Annotated in this window: 19 protein-coding genes; 8 read left to right on the top strand and 11 right to left on the bottom strand. The window is 72.3% G+C overall.

Features of this window, described 5'->3' with window-relative positions:
* Positions 1-7: 7 nt before the first annotated feature.
* The 3 genes from ACIGWZ_RS03130 to ACIGWZ_RS03120 are packed head-to-tail and all read right to left on the bottom strand — an operon-like array spanning position 8 to position 2,563.
* Entirely contained in the window at positions 8-592 is a 585-nt protein-coding gene (locus tag ACIGWZ_RS03130) for a TetR/AcrR family transcriptional regulator (RefSeq protein ID WP_400060199.1), read from the bottom strand.
* Positions 585-1,376 (bottom strand): SDR family oxidoreductase, encoded by a 792-nt coding sequence (locus ACIGWZ_RS03125; RefSeq protein WP_400060197.1) that lies wholly within the window; start codon positions 1,374-1,376, stop codon positions 585-587. Before ACIGWZ_RS03125 ends, ACIGWZ_RS03130 begins: the two co-directional genes overlap by 8 nt.
* The gene (locus ACIGWZ_RS03120; protein ID WP_400060195.1) at positions 1,373-2,563 is read right to left on the bottom strand and encodes an acyl-CoA dehydrogenase family protein; all 1,191 of its coding nucleotides are present in this window, start codon (positions 2,561-2,563) and stop codon (positions 1,373-1,375) included. The genes ACIGWZ_RS03125 and ACIGWZ_RS03120 overlap by 4 nt, the downstream gene beginning before the upstream one ends.
* Positions 2,564-2,627: 64 nt before the next feature.
* Here ACIGWZ_RS03120 and ACIGWZ_RS03115 point away from each other — a divergent pair, with 64 nt between their 5' ends.
* Genes ACIGWZ_RS03115 through ACIGWZ_RS03105 form a run of 3 tightly spaced genes read left to right on the top strand, consistent with a single transcriptional unit; the run spans position 2,628 to position 5,628 of the window.
* Complete coding sequence (locus ACIGWZ_RS03115; RefSeq protein ID WP_400060194.1) at positions 2,628-3,479, top strand: enoyl-CoA hydratase; 852 nt, start codon at positions 2,628-2,630, stop codon at positions 3,477-3,479.
* Positions 3,479-4,648, top strand: coding sequence for an acyl-CoA dehydrogenase family protein (locus ACIGWZ_RS03110; RefSeq protein ID WP_400060192.1), 1,170 nt, complete (start codon positions 3,479-3,481; stop codon positions 4,646-4,648). The genes ACIGWZ_RS03115 and ACIGWZ_RS03110 overlap by 1 nt, the downstream gene beginning before the upstream one ends.
* Entirely contained in the window at positions 4,648-5,628 is a 981-nt protein-coding gene (locus tag ACIGWZ_RS03105; protein WP_400060800.1) for an acyl-CoA dehydrogenase family protein, read from the top strand. The genes ACIGWZ_RS03110 and ACIGWZ_RS03105 overlap by 1 nt, the downstream gene beginning before the upstream one ends.
* Positions 5,629-5,885: 257 nt before the next feature.
* On the opposite strand, the gene ACIGWZ_RS03100 is transcribed toward ACIGWZ_RS03105, so the two are convergent.
* The 3 genes from ACIGWZ_RS03100 to ACIGWZ_RS03090 form a co-directional block, all read right to left on the bottom strand.
* On the bottom strand, positions 5,886-8,135 hold the full coding sequence (locus ACIGWZ_RS03100; RefSeq protein ID WP_400060190.1) for an MMPL family transporter: 2,250 nt from the start codon (positions 8,133-8,135) through the stop codon (positions 5,886-5,888).
* 151 nt (positions 8,136-8,286) lie between these two features.
* Positions 8,287-8,514 carry a hypothetical protein gene (locus ACIGWZ_RS03095; protein WP_400060188.1) on the bottom strand — a complete coding sequence of 76 codons (228 nt, stop codon included), beginning with the start codon at positions 8,512-8,514 and terminating at the stop codon, positions 8,287-8,289.
* Positions 8,511-8,840, bottom strand: a complete 330-nt coding sequence (locus tag ACIGWZ_RS03090; RefSeq protein ID WP_400060186.1) for an ArsR/SmtB family transcription factor — start codon at positions 8,838-8,840, stop codon at positions 8,511-8,513. Before ACIGWZ_RS03090 ends, ACIGWZ_RS03095 begins: the two co-directional genes overlap by 4 nt.
* A gap of 461 nt (positions 8,841-9,301) precedes the next feature.
* On the opposite strand from ACIGWZ_RS03090, the gene ACIGWZ_RS03085 reads away from it, so the two are divergent.
* Positions 9,302-10,168, top strand: coding sequence for a WD40 repeat domain-containing protein (locus ACIGWZ_RS03085; RefSeq protein WP_400060184.1), 867 nt, complete (start codon positions 9,302-9,304; stop codon positions 10,166-10,168).
* On the opposite strand, the gene ACIGWZ_RS03080 is transcribed toward ACIGWZ_RS03085, so the two are convergent.
* Together ACIGWZ_RS03080 and ACIGWZ_RS03075 are read right to left on the bottom strand one after the other, a co-directional pair.
* Positions 10,062-11,138, bottom strand: coding sequence for an acyl-CoA dehydrogenase family protein (locus ACIGWZ_RS03080; protein WP_400060182.1), 1,077 nt, complete (start codon positions 11,136-11,138; stop codon positions 10,062-10,064). The genes ACIGWZ_RS03085 and ACIGWZ_RS03080 overlap by 107 nt on opposite strands.
* Positions 11,135-12,793, bottom strand: a complete 1,659-nt coding sequence (locus ACIGWZ_RS03075) for a FadD3 family acyl-CoA ligase (RefSeq protein ID WP_400060180.1) — start codon at positions 12,791-12,793, stop codon at positions 11,135-11,137. Before ACIGWZ_RS03075 ends, ACIGWZ_RS03080 begins: the two co-directional genes overlap by 4 nt.
* 138 nt (positions 12,794-12,931) lie before the next feature.
* On the opposite strand from ACIGWZ_RS03075, the gene ACIGWZ_RS03070 reads away from it, so the two are divergent.
* A complete protein-coding gene (locus ACIGWZ_RS03070) occupies positions 12,932-13,555 on the top strand; it encodes a flavin reductase family protein (protein ID WP_400060178.1) in 624 nt (207 codons plus the stop codon).
* Here ACIGWZ_RS03070 and ACIGWZ_RS03065 read toward each other — a convergent pair.
* On the bottom strand, positions 13,447-14,088 hold the full coding sequence (locus tag ACIGWZ_RS03065; RefSeq protein WP_400060176.1) for a PadR family transcriptional regulator: 642 nt from the start codon (positions 14,086-14,088) through the stop codon (positions 13,447-13,449). The genes ACIGWZ_RS03070 and ACIGWZ_RS03065 overlap by 109 nt on opposite strands.
* 184 nt (positions 14,089-14,272) lie before the next feature.
* Here ACIGWZ_RS03065 and ACIGWZ_RS03060 point away from each other — a divergent pair, with 184 nt between their 5' ends.
* The 3 genes from ACIGWZ_RS03060 to ACIGWZ_RS03050 all read left to right on the top strand — a co-directional run bounded on the left by ACIGWZ_RS03060 (position 14,273) and on the right by ACIGWZ_RS03050 (position 17,206).
* The gene (locus tag ACIGWZ_RS03060) at positions 14,273-15,400 is read left to right on the top strand and encodes an LLM class flavin-dependent oxidoreductase (RefSeq protein ID WP_400060174.1); all 1,128 of its coding nucleotides are present in this window, start codon (positions 14,273-14,275) and stop codon (positions 15,398-15,400) included.
* 76 nt (positions 15,401-15,476) lie between these two features.
* The gene (locus ACIGWZ_RS03055; RefSeq protein WP_400060172.1) at positions 15,477-16,226 is read left to right on the top strand and encodes a glucose 1-dehydrogenase; all 750 of its coding nucleotides are present in this window, start codon (positions 15,477-15,479) and stop codon (positions 16,224-16,226) included.
* Positions 16,226-17,206, top strand: coding sequence for an alpha/beta hydrolase (locus ACIGWZ_RS03050; protein ID WP_400060171.1), 981 nt, complete (start codon positions 16,226-16,228; stop codon positions 17,204-17,206). The genes ACIGWZ_RS03055 and ACIGWZ_RS03050 overlap by 1 nt, the downstream gene beginning before the upstream one ends.
* Before the next feature lie 53 nt (positions 17,207-17,259).
* On the opposite strand, the gene ACIGWZ_RS03045 is transcribed toward ACIGWZ_RS03050, so the two are convergent.
* Together ACIGWZ_RS03045 and ACIGWZ_RS03040 are read right to left on the bottom strand one after the other, a co-directional pair.
* The gene (locus ACIGWZ_RS03045; RefSeq protein ID WP_400060169.1) at positions 17,260-18,195 is read right to left on the bottom strand and encodes an alpha/beta fold hydrolase; all 936 of its coding nucleotides are present in this window, start codon (positions 18,193-18,195) and stop codon (positions 17,260-17,262) included.
* Between the two features lie 55 nt (positions 18,196-18,250).
* Positions 18,251-18,976, bottom strand: a complete 726-nt coding sequence (locus ACIGWZ_RS03040) for a Mut7-C RNAse domain-containing protein (RefSeq protein WP_400060166.1) — start codon at positions 18,974-18,976, stop codon at positions 18,251-18,253.
* Between the last annotated feature and the right edge of the window lie 144 nt (positions 18,977-19,120).

Below are 19,120 nucleotides of genomic sequence, written 5' to 3'. Positions count from 1 at the left end.
GTGCCGGTCAGTTCCGCAAGGCGATGCCGTCCAGGACCATCGAGAGGTACTGGCGGGCGATCTCCTCGGGGCTGTGCTGTGCGCCGGGCCGGTACCAGGAGGCGGCGACCCAGACGGTGTCGCGGACGAACCGGTACGTGAGCCGGATGTCGAGATCGGCGCGGAAGACCTCGGCGGCCACGCCGCGCTCGAGGGTGCCCAGCCAGGCCTGCTCGAAGTTGCGCTGTGCGTCGGCGAGGTAGCCGAACCGCGGTTGCTGGGCGGCCAGGTGCTTGGCCTCCTTCTGGTAGATCGCGACGGCCGCGCGGTGCCGGTCGATCTCCCGGAAGGAGGCGGTGACCAGGGCTTCGATGGTCTCGCGGGGGCCGAGCCGGGCGGCCAGGACCGCGTCGTAGCCGGCCCACAGCTCGTCCAGGAAGGTGGCGAGGATCTCGTCGAGCATCGACTCCTTGGAGTCGAAGTGGTAGTAGAGGCTGCCCGCGAGCATGCCGACCGCGTCGGCGATCTGCCGGACGGTGGTGGCGTTGTAGCCCTGGGCGGCGAACACCTCGGCCGCGGTGGCGAGGAGTGCGCGGCGGCGCGTCTCAGGCATGCTGGGAGCTGACGGAGACGGTTTCGCCCGTCATGTACGAGGCGTAGTCGCTGGCCAGGAAGACGATGACGTTGGCGACCTCCCAGGGTTCGGCGTAGCGGCCGAACGCCTCCTTCTCGGTGAGTTCGGCCAGCAGCTCGGGCGTGGTGACCTTCACCAGGTGCGGGTGCATGGCGAGGCTGGGCGAGACGGCGTTGATCCGGACCCCGTACTCGGCGGCCTCCATGGCGGCGCAGCGGGTCAGGGCCATCACTCCGGCCTTGGCGGCGGCGTAGTGGGCCTGGCCGCGCTGGGCGCGCCAGCCGACGACGGAGGCGTTGTTGACGATCACGCCGCCGTTGCCGGTGGCCTTCATCCGGCGCAGTGCGGCCCGGGTGCAGCGGAAGGTGCCGTTCAAGGTCACGTCGAGGACCTTGGTCCACTGCGCGTCGGTCATGTCGACGAGGTCGGCGGTGCCGCCGAGACCGGCGTTGTTGACGAAGATGTCGAGGCGGCCGTGGCGTTCCTCGGCGAGGTCGAGGAGGGCGCTGACCTGGTCCTCGTCGGTGACGTCGCAGGGCAGGCCGGTGACCTTGTCGGGGCCGAACTCCTCGGCGAGGGCGTCCGCGCTCTCCTTCAGGCGTCGCGGATGGGCATCGCCGATGACGATGCGGGCGCCTTCTTCGAGGAACCGGCGGGCGGTGGCGCCGCCGATCCCGGCTCCGGCGGCGGCGGTGACGACGGCGGTGCGGCCGGCGAGCAGGTCGTGTCCGGGGACGTAGGGGGGCGGGGGTGCGGGGGTCATGCGCGAGCCTCCTTGGGCAGGCCGAGCACCCGCTCGGCGATGATGTTCCGCTGGATCTCGTTGGAGCCGGCGTAGAGGGTGTCGGCGCGGGAGAAGAGGAACAGCCGCTGCCGGTCGTCGAGGTCGTAGGGCTCCCCGGCGGCCAGCATGCCGCCCGCGCCGCAGATGTCCATGGCGAGTTCGCCCAGGTCGCGGTGCCAGGTGGCCCAGAAGATCTTTCCGATGGATGCCTCGGGGCCGGGGGCGCCGGCCGCGACGCCGTCGAGCATCCGCAGGGCGTTGAACCGGATGATCTCCAGGCCGGTCCAGGCCTGGGCGAGGCGGTCGCGGATGAGGGGGTCGTCGGCCGCGCCGTTGCGGCGGGCCAGGTCGATGAGCGTTTCGAGTTCGCGGCGGAAGCCGACCTGCTGGCCGAGGGTGGAGACCCCGCGCTCGAAGCCGAGGGTGGCCATGGCCACCTGCCAGCCGTCGCCGGGGGCGCCCACGAGGTGTTCGGCGCGGGTGCGGGCGCCGTCGAAGAACACCTCGTTGAATTCGGAGGTGCCGGTCAGTTGCACGATGGGCCGCACCTCGACGCCGTCCTGGTCCAGCGGGACCAGGAGGTAGGACAGTCCGCGGTAGCGTGCGGAGCCCGGCTCGGTGCGTGCGACGACGAAGCACCACTGCGACTCGTAGGCCAGTGACGTCCAGATCTTCTGCCCGTCGATGATCCAGTCGCCGCCGGTCTCGTCCCGTACCGCCCGGGTCCGTACGTTCGCCAGGTCGGAGCCCGCGTCCGGCTCGCTGTATCCCTGGCACCACAGTTCCTCGACGGCGACGATCGGCGGCAGGAACCGGGCCTGCTGCTCGGGTGTGCCGAAGGCGATCAGGGTGGGACCGAGGAGCTGTTCGCCGATGTGGTTGACGCGGGCGGGGGCGTCGGCGAGGGCGTACTCCTCGTGGAAGGCGACCTGCTGTTCCAGGGTGGCGCCGCGGCCGCCGTACTCCACGGGCCAGCCGACGCAGGTCCAGCCCGCGGCCGCCATGTGCCGTTCCCAGGCCAGGCGTTCGGCGAAGGCCTCGTGTTCCCGGCCGGGTCCGCCGCGGCCGCGCAGGGAGGCGAACTCGCCGGTGAGGTTGGCCCGCAGCCACTGGCGGATCTCGGTGCGGAAGCTCTCGACGTGAGTTGGGGCCTCGACGCTGCTCATGGCCGTACGTTAACCTACCAAACACTTGTTAGGGAAGTTGCTTGTGAGGGAAGGAGGGGCGCGGATGACCGCGGCCCACGACGACGAGCCCGTGCGCTATGAACGCCGGGGACCGATCGCGACCGTCACCATGAACCGGCCGGACTACCGCAACGCCCAGAATTCCGCGATGACCTACGCCCTGGACCGCGCCTTCTACCGCGCCGCGGACGACAGCGAGGTCAAGGTCGTGGTGCTGGCCGGCGCGGGCCGGCACTTCTCCGCCGGCCATGACATCGGCACCCCGGAGCGCGACGCCCACCTCCCCTTCGACCGCAAGGCGGGGCTGTGGTGGGACCACGCGGACAAGGCGGGCGCGGAGAGCCGGTTCGCCCGCGAGTCCGAGGTCTATCTGGGCATGTGCCGCCGCTGGCGGGAGCTGCCCAAGCCGGTCATCGCCTCCGTACAAGGGGCGTGTGTGGCCGGTGGGCTGATGCTCGCCTGGGTCTGCGATCTGATCGTCGCCGCCGACGACGCCTTCTTCGCCGACCCCGTCGTACGGATGGGCATCCCCGGCGTCGAGTACTTCGCCCACCCGTGGGTGATGCCGCCGCGGATCGCCAAGGAATTCCTCTACACCGGGGACCGGATGAGCGCCCGGCGGGCGTACGAGGTGGGCATGGTCAACCGCGTCGTGCCGCGCGCCGAACTCGCCGACCGGACACAGGAGTTGGCGCTGCGGATCGCGCAGATGCCGCGCCTCGGACTCGCCCTGACCAAGCGCGCCGTCAACCAGGCCGAGGACCTCCAGGGCCTGCACACCGGCCTGGACTCCGTCTTCGGCCTGCACCACCTCGCGCATGCGCACAACGCCGAGACGGCCGAGGACCCGCTCGGCGGCATGGACATCCACACGATGAAGGAGGCCGGTGCCTGATGGACCTCGATTTCACCGCCGCCGAGGACGCCTTCCGGGACGAGGCCCGCGCCTGGCTCGCCGAGCACACCCCCGCCACCCCCCTCCCCTCCCTCGAAACCGCCGAGGGCTTCGCCGCCCACCGCGCCTGGGAGCACCGACTCGCCGAGGACCGCTGGTCGGTGGTCTCCTGGCCCGAGCGGTACGGCGGCCGGGGCGCCTCGATCCTCCAGTGGCTGATCTTCGAGGAGGAGTACTACGCCGCGGGCGCACCCGGCCGGGTCAGCCAGAACGGCATCAATCTCCTCGCCCCCACCCTCTTCGAGCACGGCACCGACGAGCAGCGCGCCCGCGTCCTCGGTCCGATGGCGCGCGGTGAGGTCATCTGGGCCCAGGCATGGTCCGAGCCGGAGTCGGGCTCGGACCTGGCATCGTTGCGCTCCACCGCGGTACGGACCGAGGGCGGCTGGCTGCTCAGCGGCCAGAAGACCTGGTCGTCCCGGGCCGCCTTCGCCGACCGCGCCTTCGGCCTCTTCCGCAGCGACCCTGACGCACCCAAGCCGCACCAGGGGCTCACCTATCTGATGTTCCCGCTGGACGCACCGGGCGTGACCGTCCGCCCCATCGGCCGCCTCGACGGCAAGCCCGCCTTCGCCGAACTCTTCCTCGACGAGGTCTTCGTCCCCGACGCGGACGTCATCGGCGAGCCCGGACAGGGCTGGCGGGTCGCGATGAGCACCGCCGGCAACGAGCGCGGGCTGACCCTGCGCAGTCCGGGCCGCTTCACCGCGGCCGCCGACCGCCTGACCGCCCTGTGGCACGCGAGCGCGGCCCCGTCCGACACCGCACTGCGCGACCGGGTCGCCGACGCGGTGATCGGCGCCCGCGCCTACCAGCTCTTCACCTACGCCAACGCCTCCCGGCTCGCCGCCGGAAGCTCCATCGGCGCCGAGTCGAGCCTGAACAAGGTCTTCTGGTCCGAACTGGACATCGCCCTGCACGAGACCGCGCTCGACCTGCTCGGCCCCTGCGGCGCCCTCGCCGATGACGCCGACGACGCTCCCGCACACGGCGGCTGGGCGGAGGGCTACACCTTCTCCCTCGCCGGTCCGATCTATGCCGGCACCAATGAGATCCAGCGCGACATCATCGCCGAGCGGCTGCTCGGCCTGCCGAAGGGACGCCGGTGATGCGGTTCCTCCTGACCGATGAACAGCGGGAGTTCGGCCGGACGCTGGACGGCATGCTGACGGCGTCCGGCACCCCGGCCGCCGTACGGGCCTGGGCGGCCGGCGACCACAAGCCGGGGCGCGAGCTGTGGGCGCGGCTCGCGGAGGCGGGGGTCTTCGGCCTCGCGGTACCCGAGGCACACGGCGGCATGGGCCTGCTGCCCGTCGAACTCTGCGTCTCCTTCGTCGAGTTGGGTCGCCATGCGGTGCCGGGCCCGCTGGTCGAGACGGTCGCCGCGGCCGCCTTCCTGGACCGCCTCGGCGACGATGCGGCGACCGGCGACCGACTTGCCCGGACAGCCTCCGGCGAGGCGGTCGTCGGCCTCTGCGCCGGGACCCCCTACGCACTGGACGCGGACGCCGCCGACGCCGTGCTCGTCATCCAGGACGACGTCGTCCGTCTCACCACACGCCACGGCCCCGTCCAGCCCTCCCTCGACCCGGCCCGCCGGCTGTCCCGTCCCCTCGACGGCACCGTCCTCGCCCGGGGCCCGGCGGTGACCGCGGCCGCCGCGCACGCCCTCGGCATCGCCCGGCTGGCGACGGCGGCACAGTGCCTCGGCCTGGGGCGTGCGCTGCTGGCCGGGACCGTCTCCTACGTCAGGCACCGCACCCAGTTCGGCGTGCCCATCGGCTCCTTCCAGGCGGTCAAGCACCGGCTCGCGGACACCCTCGTCGCCCTCGAGTTCGCCCAGCCGCTGGTGCACGCGGCGGCGCTGGCCGTGGCGGCGAACGCCCCGTCGGCCGGCCGCGAGACCGCCGCGGCAAAGGTGGCGGCGGGCGAGGCGGCGTACGCCGCGGCCCGTACCGCCCTCCAGCTCCACGGCGCCCTCGGCTACACCGACGAACTGGACCTCTCCCTCTGGATCCGCAAGGCCCGCGCGCTACGGGACGCCTGGGGCACGCCGTCCGAGTGCCGGGCCCGCGTGCTGGCGGACTGACCGGCCGACCCCCTTGGCCCGCGGCGCCTTCCGGTAGAAGTCGTCGCGGGCCGGCCCCGACGCCGGCGGGGCACACGGGGATCCGGCGGGGCACACGGGGAGGGAGTTCGCCCTGGGAGAAGTCCGCCGCCCGCACCCGGGCGTGCGTACCGTCGTGGAGCCGTGCGGTGGCCTGGTGTGACTTTCGTCGAGGATCGTCATGCCGCCGGTGAGCCCGGCGCCCTCGCCCGCATCGGTGAACAACGCGTAGCGGAAGGTCATGACGGGGGATCCTGCCGAACGCCGCTGACATCGCGGCCCCGGGCCGGCCGGCCTCGTGCCGTACCCGCCCTCCCCGTCCGGGCCGCGCTCCAGGCCCGCTCCCCCAGCAGGGCCATCGCGGCGGGCAGCAGCACACCCCGCACCACGGTGGCATCCAGCAGCACCGCCAGCGCCATCCCGAGTCCCAGCATCTTGTACTCGATGGCCGACAGCGTCAGAAAGACCGTGAAGACGCCGGTCATGATGAGCGCGGCGCTGCTGACCACTCCCGCGCTGGCGGCGATGCCGGAGACGACGGCCTCGCGCGGTGGGGCGCCGCCGAGCCACCGTTCCTTGATCCGGCTGAGGATGAAGATGTGGTAGTCCATGCTCAGCCCGAACAGGATGAGGAACATGAACAGCGGCAGCCAGCTGACGACACCGCCGTAGGACGTGAACCCGAGGACCGAGCCGAGGTTGCCGTCCTGGAACACCCAGACCAGGACCCCGTACGCGGCCCCGATGGACAGCAGGTTCAGCAGGATTGAGACCAGCGGGAGGGTCCAGGACCGGAAGGTCACGGCGAGCAGGACGAACGCCAGGGCGAGGACGAAGCCGAAGACCAGCGGCGTTCGGGCGTTCACCCGCTGGGCGAAGTCGTGCGGCATGGCGGTCCTGCCCGCGACGGCGTAACCGACGTCCGGCATTGCGCCGAAGGTGGCGGGCAGGGCGCGGTCGCGCAGGGTGGCCAGGGCGCGGTCGGCGGCCGGGTCGGTGACGGCGCCGCCCAGCGGCACCCGGATCACCATGACGTCGCCGACCGGCACCGCGGTGACGGGCTCGCGGAGGGCTCCCGCACTGGCGGTCACCTGGCGGTGGAGTCCGTCGAGGGCCTTGCGCAGACGGGGCCCGTCGACCGGCTTTCCGTCCTTCCTCCCGACGACCACCCGCGCCGCCGTCGCCGCCCCGGGGAACGCCCGCTGCATCTCGCGTGCGGCGTCCACCGCGGCCGAGACGCCGGGCGGCAGGCTGGCGGTCACGGCCGCGTCCTGGAGGCGCAGTCCCAGCGCGGGCGTCGCCATGAGCAGCATGAGGACGGTCATCGATACGCCGGAGACCAGGGGCCGTTGCACGACGGCCCGCGCCACGCCGCGCCACATCCGGGACTCCCGGGGTACGGTCATCCGCCGGCCGAGCCACGGGATTGGCAGCCGGTCGACCCGGTCCCCGAGGGCGGCGAGCAGCGCCGGCAGCACCGTGACCGAGCCGAGCACCGCCAGGCCGACCACCAGGACGGTGCCCGCGGTCAGGCCCTTGAAGACGTCCACGCCGGTGAACAGCAGGCCGAGCATGCAGATCATCACGGTCAGCCCGGAGGCGACGACGGCATGTCCGGAGGTGGCCGCCGTGATCCGCAGTGCCTGCCGTACGTCGCGCCCGGCGGCGCGTTCCTCGCGCACCCTTCGCAGGTAGAAGAGCGAGTAGTCGATGCCGACCGCCATGCCGATCAGCAGCACGATGGCCGATGCCGCGCTGTTGAACGGCACCCAGTGGCCGATCAGTTGGAGCAGGCCGAAGGCGGCCGCCACGGTGGTCGCCGCGATCAGCAGGGGTATCCCGGCGGCGATCAGCGAGCCGAAGACGGCCAGCAGAATGAGCAGGGTGAGCGGGAGGGACGTGGTCTCGGCGTGCTGGAGGTCGCCCTTGATTCCGTCATCGACCGCGCCCGAGAGGCTGCTGTCCCCCGCCTGGAGGAGCCGTACGCCGGGGTGACGCGCCTGTACCGCCGTTACAGCCTTCCGGGCGGTGGCGTCATGGGCCTCGAACTGCTCGTCCGGGCCGCGGACTTCGAAGGTGACGAGGCCGGAGCGGCCGTCCCGGGAGTTCCAGCGCGCGCCGTGCGCGCCGAACGGTGACCCGACAGCGCTCACGGCCGCCGGGGTGCGGCGCAGCTCGGCCACCAGGTCCCGCGCGGCGGCGGTCAGTTGTGGATCGTCGGCGAACCGGCCGGGGGTGCGACCCCGTATCAGGACGTTCTCCCGGACGGAGTCGCCGCTGTGCTGGGCGTCCACCCACTGCTGGGCCCGCCCGGCCTCTCCGGGGTCGATCGCCTTCGCCTCGTCGCCGGTGGTCACCGTACCGGCGAGGACGGCGAGCACGACCAGTGCCAGCCATCCGCCGATCGCCGCCAGGCGATGCCGTGCGGACCATCCGGCGACGGCCGCGACCATGCCCGGCCGGGCACCCGGTCTTCTTTCGGGCAGCATGAACTACCCTCCTGTTCTTGGTGGATCGCTCCTGTGGAACTCGCCTGTCGGCGAGGTGGTGCGGCCGCCGTTCCGGGGCCGTCGAGTTGCCGCTCGACGGCCCTGCGGCCGTATATGGGGGGCTTGCCTGTACCCGTGTTCCCCTTGGGGGCTACTCGACGTCCTTGAGCACCCGCTCGATCGCCTCCAGTCGCCGCTCGATGCGCTCCTGCCCCGCCGCGCCGTCCTCGACCAGCTTCTTGTACGCGGCCTCCCTGGCCAGCTGCGCCTTGGCTCGTTGGCTGATGGCAACCTGCCGGATGATGGTGACGAGGGCGACGGTGAGCAGGACGAAGATCCCGATGGTCGCTATGACTTCCTGCCACTGGTGGTAGTTCATCGCGGCGATCCCTTCTCGATGGTCAGCGTCTCCACGGCAGTGGCGAGCCGTTCGGGTGTCAGATGAACCGAGAACGGGTTCACCTCGTAGAACTTCATGGCCTTGCCGTCGTCCGACACCTGGATCCGCGAGGAAACCAGGCCGGCCGCCTCCAGCTTCTTGAGATGGACCTGAAGCAGCGCACGGGCGATGCCCAGCTCGCGGGCCAGTCGGCTGACGTAGTTCGGCCCGTTGTGGAGGGCGGCGACGACGCGTACCCGATGGGGGTTGGACAGCGTCGCCATGATGCGGACGAGCTCGTCGCCGGTCGGCGTGGGGTCTCTCATGGCAGCTTCCAGCACATGCCAACTCACGTTAGCAGGTGCCTGGTTGTGATGGCAGGCAAAAGACACTGACAGCACTGGAGGGCAACTGGGCTGTCAGGGGCGGAAGTTAGGGTGCACGGCGTGACTGATGAGCGACTGATGGCCAGCCTCTTTGGCCATGCCCACGGCGGTCGGCACGGCACCTTGCCCTCATCGAGCTGGACGGCGTCCCCGTTGTGGTCGGCATCGACAGCGACGGCACCCTGTGGACCTGTGGTCTCCGCGGGGGCCCGTGCGCTCGGCGTCCCCTGGAACTCGGGGCGGCCGCACCAGCGGTCGACTGGTACCGCGAGATCGGTCTGTTGGACGACGACACCGAGGAGGGCGAGGACTGGCGGCCGGAGTTCGTGACCGACCCGCCGGGATCGCCTCCGTCTTCACGACGGCCCACCTCGAGGGCCGTCCCGTGATCGTCACCGGCGGTGGGCGCTTCGACCTCACCCGATTCGGGACGACATGACGGGTGGGGCCGTGCGGGTCCGGGATCTGCGCACCGGCCGCAAGTCGGCAAGACGCTGACCGGCCACGGTCTGGGCGTCTGCTCGCTCACCACCGTTGCGTACGAGGGCGGACTGCTCGCCGTCAGCAGCTGTGAGGAGGGGGTACTGCTCGCGTGGGATCTGACCACCGGTACGCGCGTCGCGGACCTCGAGGGCAGCTACAACGGAGGGCTGGGCGCCGCGCTCGTCGACGGCCGGCCGGTTGCCGCCACCGGAGGGCACGACTCCTTCGTCCAGGCCTGGGACCTCCTCAGCGGCGAACCGCTGGGAGAGTCGCTGACCGGCATCGAGCCCGTCGTCGGAGCCCTCGCGGTCACCGAGGTGAACGGACGCGCCGTGGTGGTGGCCGGCGGCGACGACGACAACGCACTGCACGTAGGGGACCTGGCCGGTCGGAAGCCGACCGGATCGCCGCCGACCGGCCACACGGACGGCATCCGGACGCTGGGCACCACAACCGTCGCCGGACGCACGATCGCCGTGACCGGCAGCGACGACGGCACCACCCGCGGAGGGGACCTGGCCCGCCACGAACAGATCGGGGAGCCGTTCACCGGCCACCGTCTCCGGAAGGTCACCGAGATGGCCGGTGCCCCGGTCGCGGTCACCGTCGGCCCCGACAAGGATCTCCAGGTGTGGGATCTGACCCGCGCCGCCCGCGCCCCGACCGGCGTACCCCCGTCTACCTGCCGCAACCCCGGCTCGCCGTCAGCCCCAGCTCGCCCGCGAGACGTTCGCGATGGCGAGTCGGGGACCCGAGGAGCTGCGCACCGCCGTGCGCCCGCTTGAAGTAGCGGTGGGCGTCGTGTTCCCAGGTGATCCCGATCCCGCCGTGCAGCTGGATGTTCTCCCCCGCCACCGCCGAGAACGCCTCCGAGCAGGCCGACTTGGCGACGGCCGCGTAACGGGGCAGCTCGGCCGCGTCCTCGGCGGCCGCGAAGGCGGCTCCCAGTGCCGCCGACCGTGCCGCCTCCACCCGTACGAACGCGTCCGCCAGCCGGTGCTTGACGGCCTGGAAGGAGCCGATGGGGCGGCCGAACTGGACCCGCTGCGCCGCGTACGCCACGGTCAGTTCGAGGCAGCGCTCCGCCGCCCCCACCTGTTCGGCGGCGAGCGCCACGCAGCCGAGGTCGAGGACCTTGCGCAGCGCGCGGGCGCCGTCGCCGTCCGTGCCGATCGGCCGTCCCTCGGCGCCGTCGAGGACGATCCGCGCCTGCGGGCGGGTGGAGTCCATCGGTACCAGCCGCTCGCGGCGCAGGCCGGGAGCGTCCACCGCCACCTGGAACAGGGAGATTCCGGCATCGGTGCGGGCGGCCACGATCAGGACGTCGGCGTCCGCACCGTCCAGGACATGCTCCTTGACGCCGGTGAGCCGCCAGGTCCCGGCTGCCGAGCGACGGGCTCCGGCCCGGACCGCATCCGGGTCCCAGGAGCCGTTCTCCGCCCAGGCCAGCGCGCCCACCGCGCTCCCCTCGGCCAGCCCCGGGAGCAGTTCCGTGTCGCCGCAGGCGAGCAGGGCCTGCGTGGTCAGCACCGCGGAGCCGAGGAAGGGTACGGGTGCCAGCGCGCGCCCCAACTCCTCCATGACGACGTGGACTTCGAGGGCGCCGCAGCCCGCGCCCCCGTACTCCTCGGGTATCGCCAGCCCCGCCACGCCGATCTGCTCGGTCAGCGGGCGCCATGCCGATCCGTCCGGATGGCGGGCGAGCGATGCCCGTACGGCGGAGCGCAGTTCCTGGTGTTCCTCGGTCAGCCTCATGCGCCGAGGTCTCCTTTCCGTGCCGTGCGGCGCAGCTCGCCCTTGAGGATCTTGCCGCCGGCGTTGCGGGGCAGTTCCGGCAGCAGGTGGTAACGGCGCGGCACCTTGAAGTTGGCGAGCCGTTCGCGGGTCCAGGCGGTGAGCTCGTCGGGGTCGGGGTCGGCATCGTCCACCGGCACGATGAAGGCGACGCCCACCTCGCCGAGCCGGTCGTCGGGGGCGCCGACGACGGCGATGTCGGCGACGGCGGGGTGGCGCCGCAGCACCTGTTCCACCTCCGCCGGATAGGCGTTGAAGCCGCCGACGACGTACATGTCCTTGAGCCGGTCGGTGAGGGCGAGGAAGCCCCGGTCGTCGAGGACGCCGACGTCGCCGGTGTGCAGCCAGCCGTCGGCGTCGATGGCCAGGGCGGTGGCCGACGGGTCGTCCAGGTAGCCGCGCATGACGTGGTAGCCGCGGACGACCACCTCGCCCGGCTCGCCGGTGGGCACCGGTTCGCCGGCCGGGTCGACGATGCGCAGCTCGGTACCCGGCAGCGGCAGGCCGACGGTGTGCGCGAGGGTCCAGGCGTCGGCGTCGGTGGGGCAGACGGTCACCACGCCGGCCGATTCGGTCAGTCCGTAGGCGGTGAAGACGTCCGGGGCGCCGAGCACGTCACGGATCTCCTGGACGAGTTCGGTGGGGACGGTGGCGGCTCCGGTGCCCGCCAGGCGGAGCGCGGTGAGCCGGTGGCGGTCGCGTTCGGGGTGGTGGATCAGGCCGTGGAAGACGGTGGGCGGGCCCATCAGCACGCTGACCGATTCGGCGGCCATGCGCCGCAGGATGCGGTCGGTGTCGTAGACCGGTTCGGGAAGCATGGTGACGCCGCGCAGCAGGCAGGCGAGGACGCCGGCCTTGTAGCCGAAGGTGTGGAAGAAGGGGTTGACCAGGAGATAGCGGTCGCCCTGGCGCAGGGTGACCAGGCGGGACCAGGCGGCGAAGACGCGGAGGGTCTGGCCGTGGGTGGTCATCACGCCCTTGGGGCGGCCGGTGGTGCCGGAGGTGAAGAGGATGTCGGCGAGGTCGTCGGGGCCGACGGCGTCGGTACGGGCGGCGAGTTCGGCGTCGGTGACGGCGCGGCCGGCCGCCAGGTACGCGTCGTAGGTCAGGGTGGGTCCGAGGGCGGGGGCGGGCCCATGGGCAGGCGACGGCTCGCCGTCCTCCCGCAGTACGACCGTGCCGCTCAACTGCCCCAGGTCCTCACCGGAGTCGAGCAGCATCGCCGCATGGTCGCGGCCCAGGAAGCCGCGTGCGGTGAAGAGCAGCCGCGCCCCGCTGCGGCGCACGATGTCGGCGGCCTCGGCGGCTTTGTAGCGGGTGTTGAGGGGGACGAGTACGGCGCCGACGGAGACGGCGCCGAGCACCGCGGTGATCCACTGGCGGCTGTTGGGGGCCCAGACGGCGACCCGGTCGCCGTGCCGTATGCCGTGTGCGACCGCGGCCCGTGCCGCGGCGGCTATCTCCTCCGCCAGCCGGGCGAAGGTCCAGCGGACCTCGCCGTCGACCAGCGCCTCCAGGTCGCCGTACGCCTCGGCGGCGTATGCGGCGAGCTGCCCGATGGTGGCCGGCTCCAACTGGCCAGGCGGCCCTTGCTGGTTGTCGTATGCGCTGGTCATGGCCTCCCGCTCCCTTGCTCGGAGGTGGCGGCCGCGGTCCCGCGCGGTGCCGCCTACTTGACGTGCGGACGTGGCCGGTATCCAATCACAGTGTTTCGGTTAGACATATACCTAGTAGAAACAACTTTGGGAGGCAGCGTGACCACCTTCGCCCCTGACACCCCGCCGCCGCCCGCCGCACCGGCCCCCTCGGTCGATGACGCGGCGATGCGCGACGTACTGAGCAGCTTCTGCACCGGCATCGCGGTGATCACGGCACTCCGGCCCGACGGGCGCCCGGCCGGCATGGCGGTGCAGTCCTTCGCCTCGGTGTCCCTCGACCCGCCCCTGGTGTGCTTCTGCCCGGCGAAGACCTCCACCACCTGGCCGAAGATCAGCGCCGCCGGACGGTTCGCGGTCAACCTCCTCGCGGCCGACCAGCAGGAACTGTGCCGTCAGTTCGCGGTCACCGGCGGCGACAAGTTCACCGGGGTCGACTGGCGGACCGGACGGAACGGCGCGCCGCTGCTGACCGCGGCGCTGGCGACGATCGAGTGCGATCTGGTGGACACCCTGCCGGGCGGCGACCATGCCATCGCGCTCGGCAGGGTCACCGCGCTCACGCCCGCGGACCGGGTCCGCGACACCGGTCCGCTGCTCTACTTCCGCCGCACCTACGGGCGCCTGCGGCCCCTGCCGCCCGCCTCGCCGGACGCGTCCGCCGCACCCATCTCGTCCAGGTCGGCCAGCATCGCGTCGGCCAGATCCCGTTCGGAGGCGTAGTACCGCTCCGACCACTTCAGGACGAGCGAGGGATAGGCCCACTCCTCCCTGTCCCGGGCGCCCGCCGCGTCCACCTCGGCGCGCTGCCGCATGGTCTCCGCGTACTCCCGGTGCCGGCCGAGCACTTCGCGCATCTGGTCGCCTTCGAGCAGATGGCCGAGCCAGAGCCGCAGCATCACGCCGTGCTTGAGGACCGGGGGTTCCACCGGCGCCTCGCGCGCCCAGTGACGGACCGCCTCCATGCCCTCGTCGGTGATCACATAGACCCGCTTGTCGCGGTTGCCGGTCTCCTGCGCGACCATCCGCGAGGTGACGTAGCCGCACTTCTCGAGCCGCTTGAGCTCGCCGTAGATCTGGCTGAAGGACGGGCTCCAGTAGAAGAAGCGCAGCGACCAGTCCGACCACTTCTTCAGGTCGTAGCCGGACAGCTCCTCGCCGAACGAGAGCAGTCCCAGCACCGCCCAACTCGTCGCCGGCAGCGCCGGACGCCCGCCGTCACCGGACTTCGCACCGCTGGCTCGCTTCTCCGTCACGTGCCGCAGTCTACGGTCCGCATCCGCCGGCCCCATGGGGGCACCTCCCCGACCCGGTCCGGGGACGGGTATCGCCGACTCCACTTCTCACCGACCCCACTTCCCTCGCTCTCGTATTCCTGCTAGACATATTTCTATTAGAAATAGCTTCTTGAGGGAACCGAAGTGTCCAGGAGGCAGTTCCGTGAAGTTCTCGATGATCTTCGAGGCTCAGCTCGCCAACCCCACTCCCGAACGCGAACGCCAGGTCATCCGCGACTGCGTGGAACAGGCCGTGTACGCCGAGGAGATGGGCTTCGACCGCATCTGGGCGGTGGAGCACCACGCGCTGACCCAGTACGCGCACATGAGCGCCTCGGAGATCTTCCTCACCTGGGTCGCCGCGCGGACCTCCCGGATCCGTATCGGGCACGGCGTGGTGACCATGCCGTTCGGCTACCAGCACCCCGTACGGGTCGCCGAGCGCGCCGCCATGCTGGACGTGCTCTCCGGCGGACGCGTCGACATCGGCGCCGGACGCGGCGCCACCAAGCAGGAGATGTCCATGTACGGGGTCGAGCCCGCGGACACCTACCCGCAGATGGAGGAGGCGCTGCGGATCTTCGCCAACGCCTGGCGCGAGGAGCGGTTCGAGTGGCACGGGTCGATCGACATCGGCCCCGGCGCGATCCTGCCCCGCCCCGTCCAGGACCCGCACCCGCCGCTGTTCATGGCGTGCAGCAAGCACGACACCCTCAAGCTCGCCGCCGAACTGGGTATCGGCGCGCTGGTGATGGGCTTCGCCGGGGCCGATGACGTCCGCGAGATGCGCAAGGTCTACGACGAGGCGGTCGCCACCCGCGGCACGGACCGGCTGGTCTCCTCCGAGGTCAACGACCACTTCTCGGCGCTGTGCCCGACCGTGGTGCTGGACGACGCGGCCGCGGCGTACCGGATCGGCACCCGCGGCCAGCGCTTCTTCGCCGAGTCCATCGCCCACTGGTACGGCAACGGCCCCGCGCCCACCGGCTACGACGAGGGCGAGGACCATGTGGCGGCGATGGAGCAGGGCCGCGAGCGGCTGGTCGCCAAGCTGCACGAGGCGAACATCCCGGCGCGCCCCAACGACACCGGCGCCTACAACGCCCAGCACGCGTACGGCAGCGCGCAGGACGCCCTCGCCTACGTCGAGCAGCTGCGCGAGATCGGCGTGGACGAGGTGATGTGTCTGATCCAGATGGGCACCGTGCCGCAGGAGGCGTGCATGGAGACCATCCGGCAGTGGGGCGAGACGGTGCTCCCGCACTTCCGCGCCCTCGAGGAGCGCGCATGAGCGCGCGAAGCAGGCGAATCATCACAAGGTGCGTGCCGTGCGCATGCCGGCGGGCCGAGCGGAACGAGGTCGACGTATGAGTGCCGACGGGCAGCGCCTGGACGGCAAGGTAGCCGTGATCACCGGTGCCGGACGGGGCCAGGGCGCGGTCGAGGCGCGGCTGTTCGCCGAGGCGGGCGCGCGCGTGGTGATCACCGACGTACGGGAAGAGGAGGGCCGCGCGGTCGCCTCCGGGCTGGGCGACGCGGCCGTCTTCGTCCGGCACGACGTGACGGACGCCGCCGGCTGGGAGGCCGTCGCCGACACCGCCGTAGCGTCCTTCGGCCGGCTCGACGTCCTCGTCAACAATGCGGCCCTGTGGCGCACCGCCCCCGTCGACGCCGAGACCGAGGAGAACTTCGCGCTGCTGCTCCGCGTCAATCTGCTCGGCCCGTTCCTCGGCATCAAGGCGGTGGTTCCGGCGCTGCGCGCGGCGGGCGGCGGCTCGATCGTGAACATCTCGTCGACGGCCGGGCTCAAGGGTCTGCCGCAGCACGCGGCCTACGGGGCGAGCAAGTTCGGGCTGCGCGGGCTGACCAGATCCGCCGCGATCGATCTGGCCGGCGACGGGATCCGGGTCAACTCGGTCCATCCGGGCATGGTCGACACCCCGATGGTGGCGGGCGTGCTGCGTCCCGAGAACGGCGCGGAGCTTCCCGTGCGGGCACCGCTGGGGCGCGTCGGGCGGCCGGACGAGGTGGCGGAGCTGGTGCGCTTCCTGGCCTCGGACGCGTCCGCGTACATCACCGGCGCGGAATTCGCCGTGGACGGAGGACTGACCACCTGATGACCGCCCCTACCGCATCACCGTCCCCCGACCCGCTCTCGCCCGCGGCCCGCCAGATGTGCGAGGCGATGGCGGCGCACTTCCCCGACCCCGCACGCGGCCCGCTGGACGCCGGTTCGCTGCGTCGCGCCTCGGGCGCGGGCGCCGGCCGGCCCGTCCGGGCGGGCGTCGCGGCAGTGGACCGCAGCATCCCCGGGCCGCCCGGAGCACCCGCCCTCCCGGTCCGCATCTACCGCCCCACCGCCGACACCCCCGGCCCCCGCCCCCTCCTCGTCTTCTTCCACGGCGGCGGATGGGTGATGTGCGACCTCGACACCCACGATGGCCTGTGCCGCGAACTCGCCCTGCGCAGCGGTGCGTCGGTGATGTCGGTGGACTACCGTCGAGCGCCGGAGGACCGCTTCCCGGCCGCCGCCGAGGATGCGTACGCGGCCACCGAGTGGGCCTTTGCGCGGGCGGCGGAGCTGGGCTGCGACCCGGGCCGGGTGGCCGTCGGCGGCGACTCGAGCGGGGGCGGGCTCGCCGCTGCGGTCGCCCTCATGGCCCGCGACCGCGGAAGCCGGCCGCCGGCCGCCCAACTCCTGCTCTATCCCGCCCTGGACCACCGTCTGGCCGGCGCCTCGGCGACCGACTACGCCACCGGCTTCTTCCACACCACGGCCCATATGCGCTGGTACTGGGAGCAGTATCTGGGCCCCGACGGCGATCCCGCCCACCCGTACGCCTCGCCCGGCCTCGCCCCGGACCTGACCGGTCTGCCGCCCGCCCTGCTGGTGCTGCCCGAGTGCGATCCGCTACGGGACGAGGGGCGCGCCTACGCCGGGGCGCTGCGTGCGGCGGGCGGCGAGGCCCGGGTCGACGAACACGGCGGCACCTTCCACGGGTTCCTGGGGGCGCTGGGGCATCTGCCGGCGGCGGACCTGGCCGTCGAGGCGGCGGGCGAGTGGCTTGCCGCGGTGCTGGGCGTGGCGGCGGCGTGAGCCGCGGCGAGGGCGGGGGCCCGGGCGCGGCACCGGGCCCCCGCCGCGCCTCGTCACCCGACCGTGCCGAGGAACTCCGCCACCCGCTCGGCGATCCGCTCCGGGAACTCCCCGTTGATCGCGTGCGAGGCATCGGGCCAGACCTCCACCGTGCCGCCCGGCACCGTACGCGCCCGCGCCGCGGCCTTCTCGGGGTCGTGCGCGATGCTCCGGCCCGCGATCAGCGCCAGTACGGGCACTCCGATGGCGCGCAGTTCGTCGTCGCCGGGCAGGGCCGGGGCCGGGAAGCGGGTCCTGAAGTCCCGCATCCCGGAGGCGATGAGCCGGCCCTCGACATGGTCCCCGACGTCGTCGATGCCGCCCGAGATCCACCCCAGGAGCCGATGGCGCAGCTTCTCCGGCATGCCCGGGATCACGCTGCCCAGCGAGACCACGAGCATCTTCCAGCCGAGCCGTGCAAAGGAGTTCGCCGGGTCCAGGACGGTCACCGAGGCGATGCGTGCGGGACGGTGGATGGCCACCTGGAGCGCCAGCCAGCCCCCGATGGAGACCCCCAGCAGATGCGCCGACGGCAGCCGCAGTCCCGCGAGCATCTCGTCGACCCAGGCCGCCTGGTCCGCGGCCGAGGTCAGCGGCGCCGACTGCGCGCTGCACCCCGGCTCCCCGAGCCCGTCGACCGCGTACACGGTGCGTCCGCCGCGCGTCAGCCCCGCCAGATTCGTCCGCCACAGCGGCGTGCACGAGCCCCGGCCCGGCATCAGCACCAGCGGCACGCCCTCCCCGGTGCCGAACCGGTGGACCCGTACCGTCCCGAACGCGGTCGGCACGGTCCGCTGCTCGTCCGGCTCGGGCAGTGCGCCCATCGCCTCCTCGTAGACCGCCGCGAACCGCTCGAACGCCGCCGCGTCACGGAACGCCCCGATCCGCCGCCGTCCCCACTCGGGTCCGATCCGCGCGTCCGGAAAACTCACCTTCCGCGATTCGCTCATCCCAGGCTCCTTCCCCGGTCGATGACGCATCCGCCCGGCATCCCGGCGGGCCGCTTCAGCGCGCGGTTTCCCGGAGCGCCTTGGTCACGATCGCCTCCAGGCGCGCATGGTGCGCCCCGCGCCAGTAGACCCGGCCGCAGGACGTGCACTGCGCGAAGACGTCATAGGTGCGCTGGGTGCCGTGCTCCAGCCGTTCCTGGACCGAGTCCTTGTCGGCGTCGGTCAGTTGGCCGTTGCAGGCGGTGCAGCGGGTCCAGGGGGCGAGCGCGGGGGCGAAGCGGCTCAGTACGTCGTGGAGCTGGTCTTCGGGGCGGTCGCTGTAGATGTATGCGCCGGCCCAGATCTCCCGGCGCCGGAGCAGTCCGCGGTCGCGGGAGAGCAGCACCCGCCGCTCCTTCGCCGAGAGCGCGGCGAGCGCGGCGTCGCCCGGGTCCTCGTTGGTGTACGAGGCGTCGACGCCGAGCAGCCGCAGCCGGCGCGCCAGCGTGCCGAGGTGCACATCGAGCAGGAAGCGCAGGGGCGCACCGGGGACCGGCTGGGGGCGCCGGACGGCGCACACCTCGACCTTCTCGTCCGCCTTGGGAACATGGGAGACGGGGACTTCCCGGCCGTCCACGAGGAACCGGCCGACTTCGGTGAGCGGGACGCCCAGGGACTCGATGACATGGCCGAGCGTCGACGCCCCGTCGGTGACGACGCGGGTGCCGGCGGGGGTGCGGCCCGTCGCGAGGAAGAGGTGCAGCTCGGGCGGGAATGTCACATGGATTTCGGGACCGTTCACGCGGCCAGCATGCCATCGGGCGCGGCGGCCCGGCCACGGGTTTCGGGTGCGGCCCGCGCGGTCGGGCGCTCGGGCGCCCGGCCCGATCGACTTGAATTGATCATGACAGGAAACTTCGTGTTCATCAACATGTTGACGCCCGAA

This window comes from Streptomyces sp. NPDC053427 (genome assembly GCF_044544985.1).
In the GTDB taxonomy this organism is placed as follows: domain Bacteria; phylum Actinomycetota; class Actinomycetes; order Streptomycetales; family Streptomycetaceae; genus Streptomyces.
Note: the sequence above shows the minus strand (reverse complement) of the source record. Positions and strands in the feature narration are given on the sequence as shown.

Coding starts and splice junctions, on each gene's coding strand:
- ACIGWZ_RS03105 (WP_400060800.1), top strand. CDS start 4,648: ATGCGGTTCCTCCTGACCGATGAACAGCGGGAGTTCGGCCGGACGCTG.
- ACIGWZ_RS03045 (WP_400060169.1), bottom strand. CDS start 18,195: ATGAGCGAATCGCGGAAGGTGAGTTTTCCGGACGCGCGGATCGGACCC.
- ACIGWZ_RS03130 (WP_400060199.1), bottom strand. CDS start 592: ATGCCTGAGACGCGCCGCCGCGCACTCCTCGCCACCGCGGCCGAGGTG.
- ACIGWZ_RS03115 (WP_400060194.1), top strand. CDS start 2,628: ATGACCGCGGCCCACGACGACGAGCCCGTGCGCTATGAACGCCGGGGA.
- ACIGWZ_RS03050 (WP_400060171.1), top strand. CDS start 16,226: ATGACCGCCCCTACCGCATCACCGTCCCCCGACCCGCTCTCGCCCGCG.
- ACIGWZ_RS03125 (WP_400060197.1), bottom strand. CDS start 1,376: ATGACCCCCGCACCCCCGCCCCCCTACGTCCCCGGACACGACCTGCTC.
- ACIGWZ_RS03090 (WP_400060186.1), bottom strand. CDS start 8,840: ATGAGAGACCCCACGCCGACCGGCGACGAGCTCGTCCGCATCATGGCG.
- ACIGWZ_RS03075 (WP_400060180.1), bottom strand. CDS start 12,793: ATGACCAGCGCATACGACAACCAGCAAGGGCCGCCTGGCCAGTTGGAG.
- ACIGWZ_RS03080 (WP_400060182.1), bottom strand. CDS start 11,138: ATGAGGCTGACCGAGGAACACCAGGAACTGCGCTCCGCCGTACGGGCA.
- ACIGWZ_RS03110 (WP_400060192.1), top strand. CDS start 3,479: ATGGACCTCGATTTCACCGCCGCCGAGGACGCCTTCCGGGACGAGGCC.
- ACIGWZ_RS03100 (WP_400060190.1), bottom strand. CDS start 8,135: ATGCTGCCCGAAAGAAGACCGGGTGCCCGGCCGGGCATGGTCGCGGCC.
- ACIGWZ_RS03120 (WP_400060195.1), bottom strand. CDS start 2,563: ATGAGCAGCGTCGAGGCCCCAACTCACGTCGAGAGCTTCCGCACCGAG.
- ACIGWZ_RS03055 (WP_400060172.1), top strand. CDS start 15,477: ATGAGTGCCGACGGGCAGCGCCTGGACGGCAAGGTAGCCGTGATCACC.
- ACIGWZ_RS03095 (WP_400060188.1), bottom strand. CDS start 8,514: ATGAACTACCACCAGTGGCAGGAAGTCATAGCGACCATCGGGATCTTC.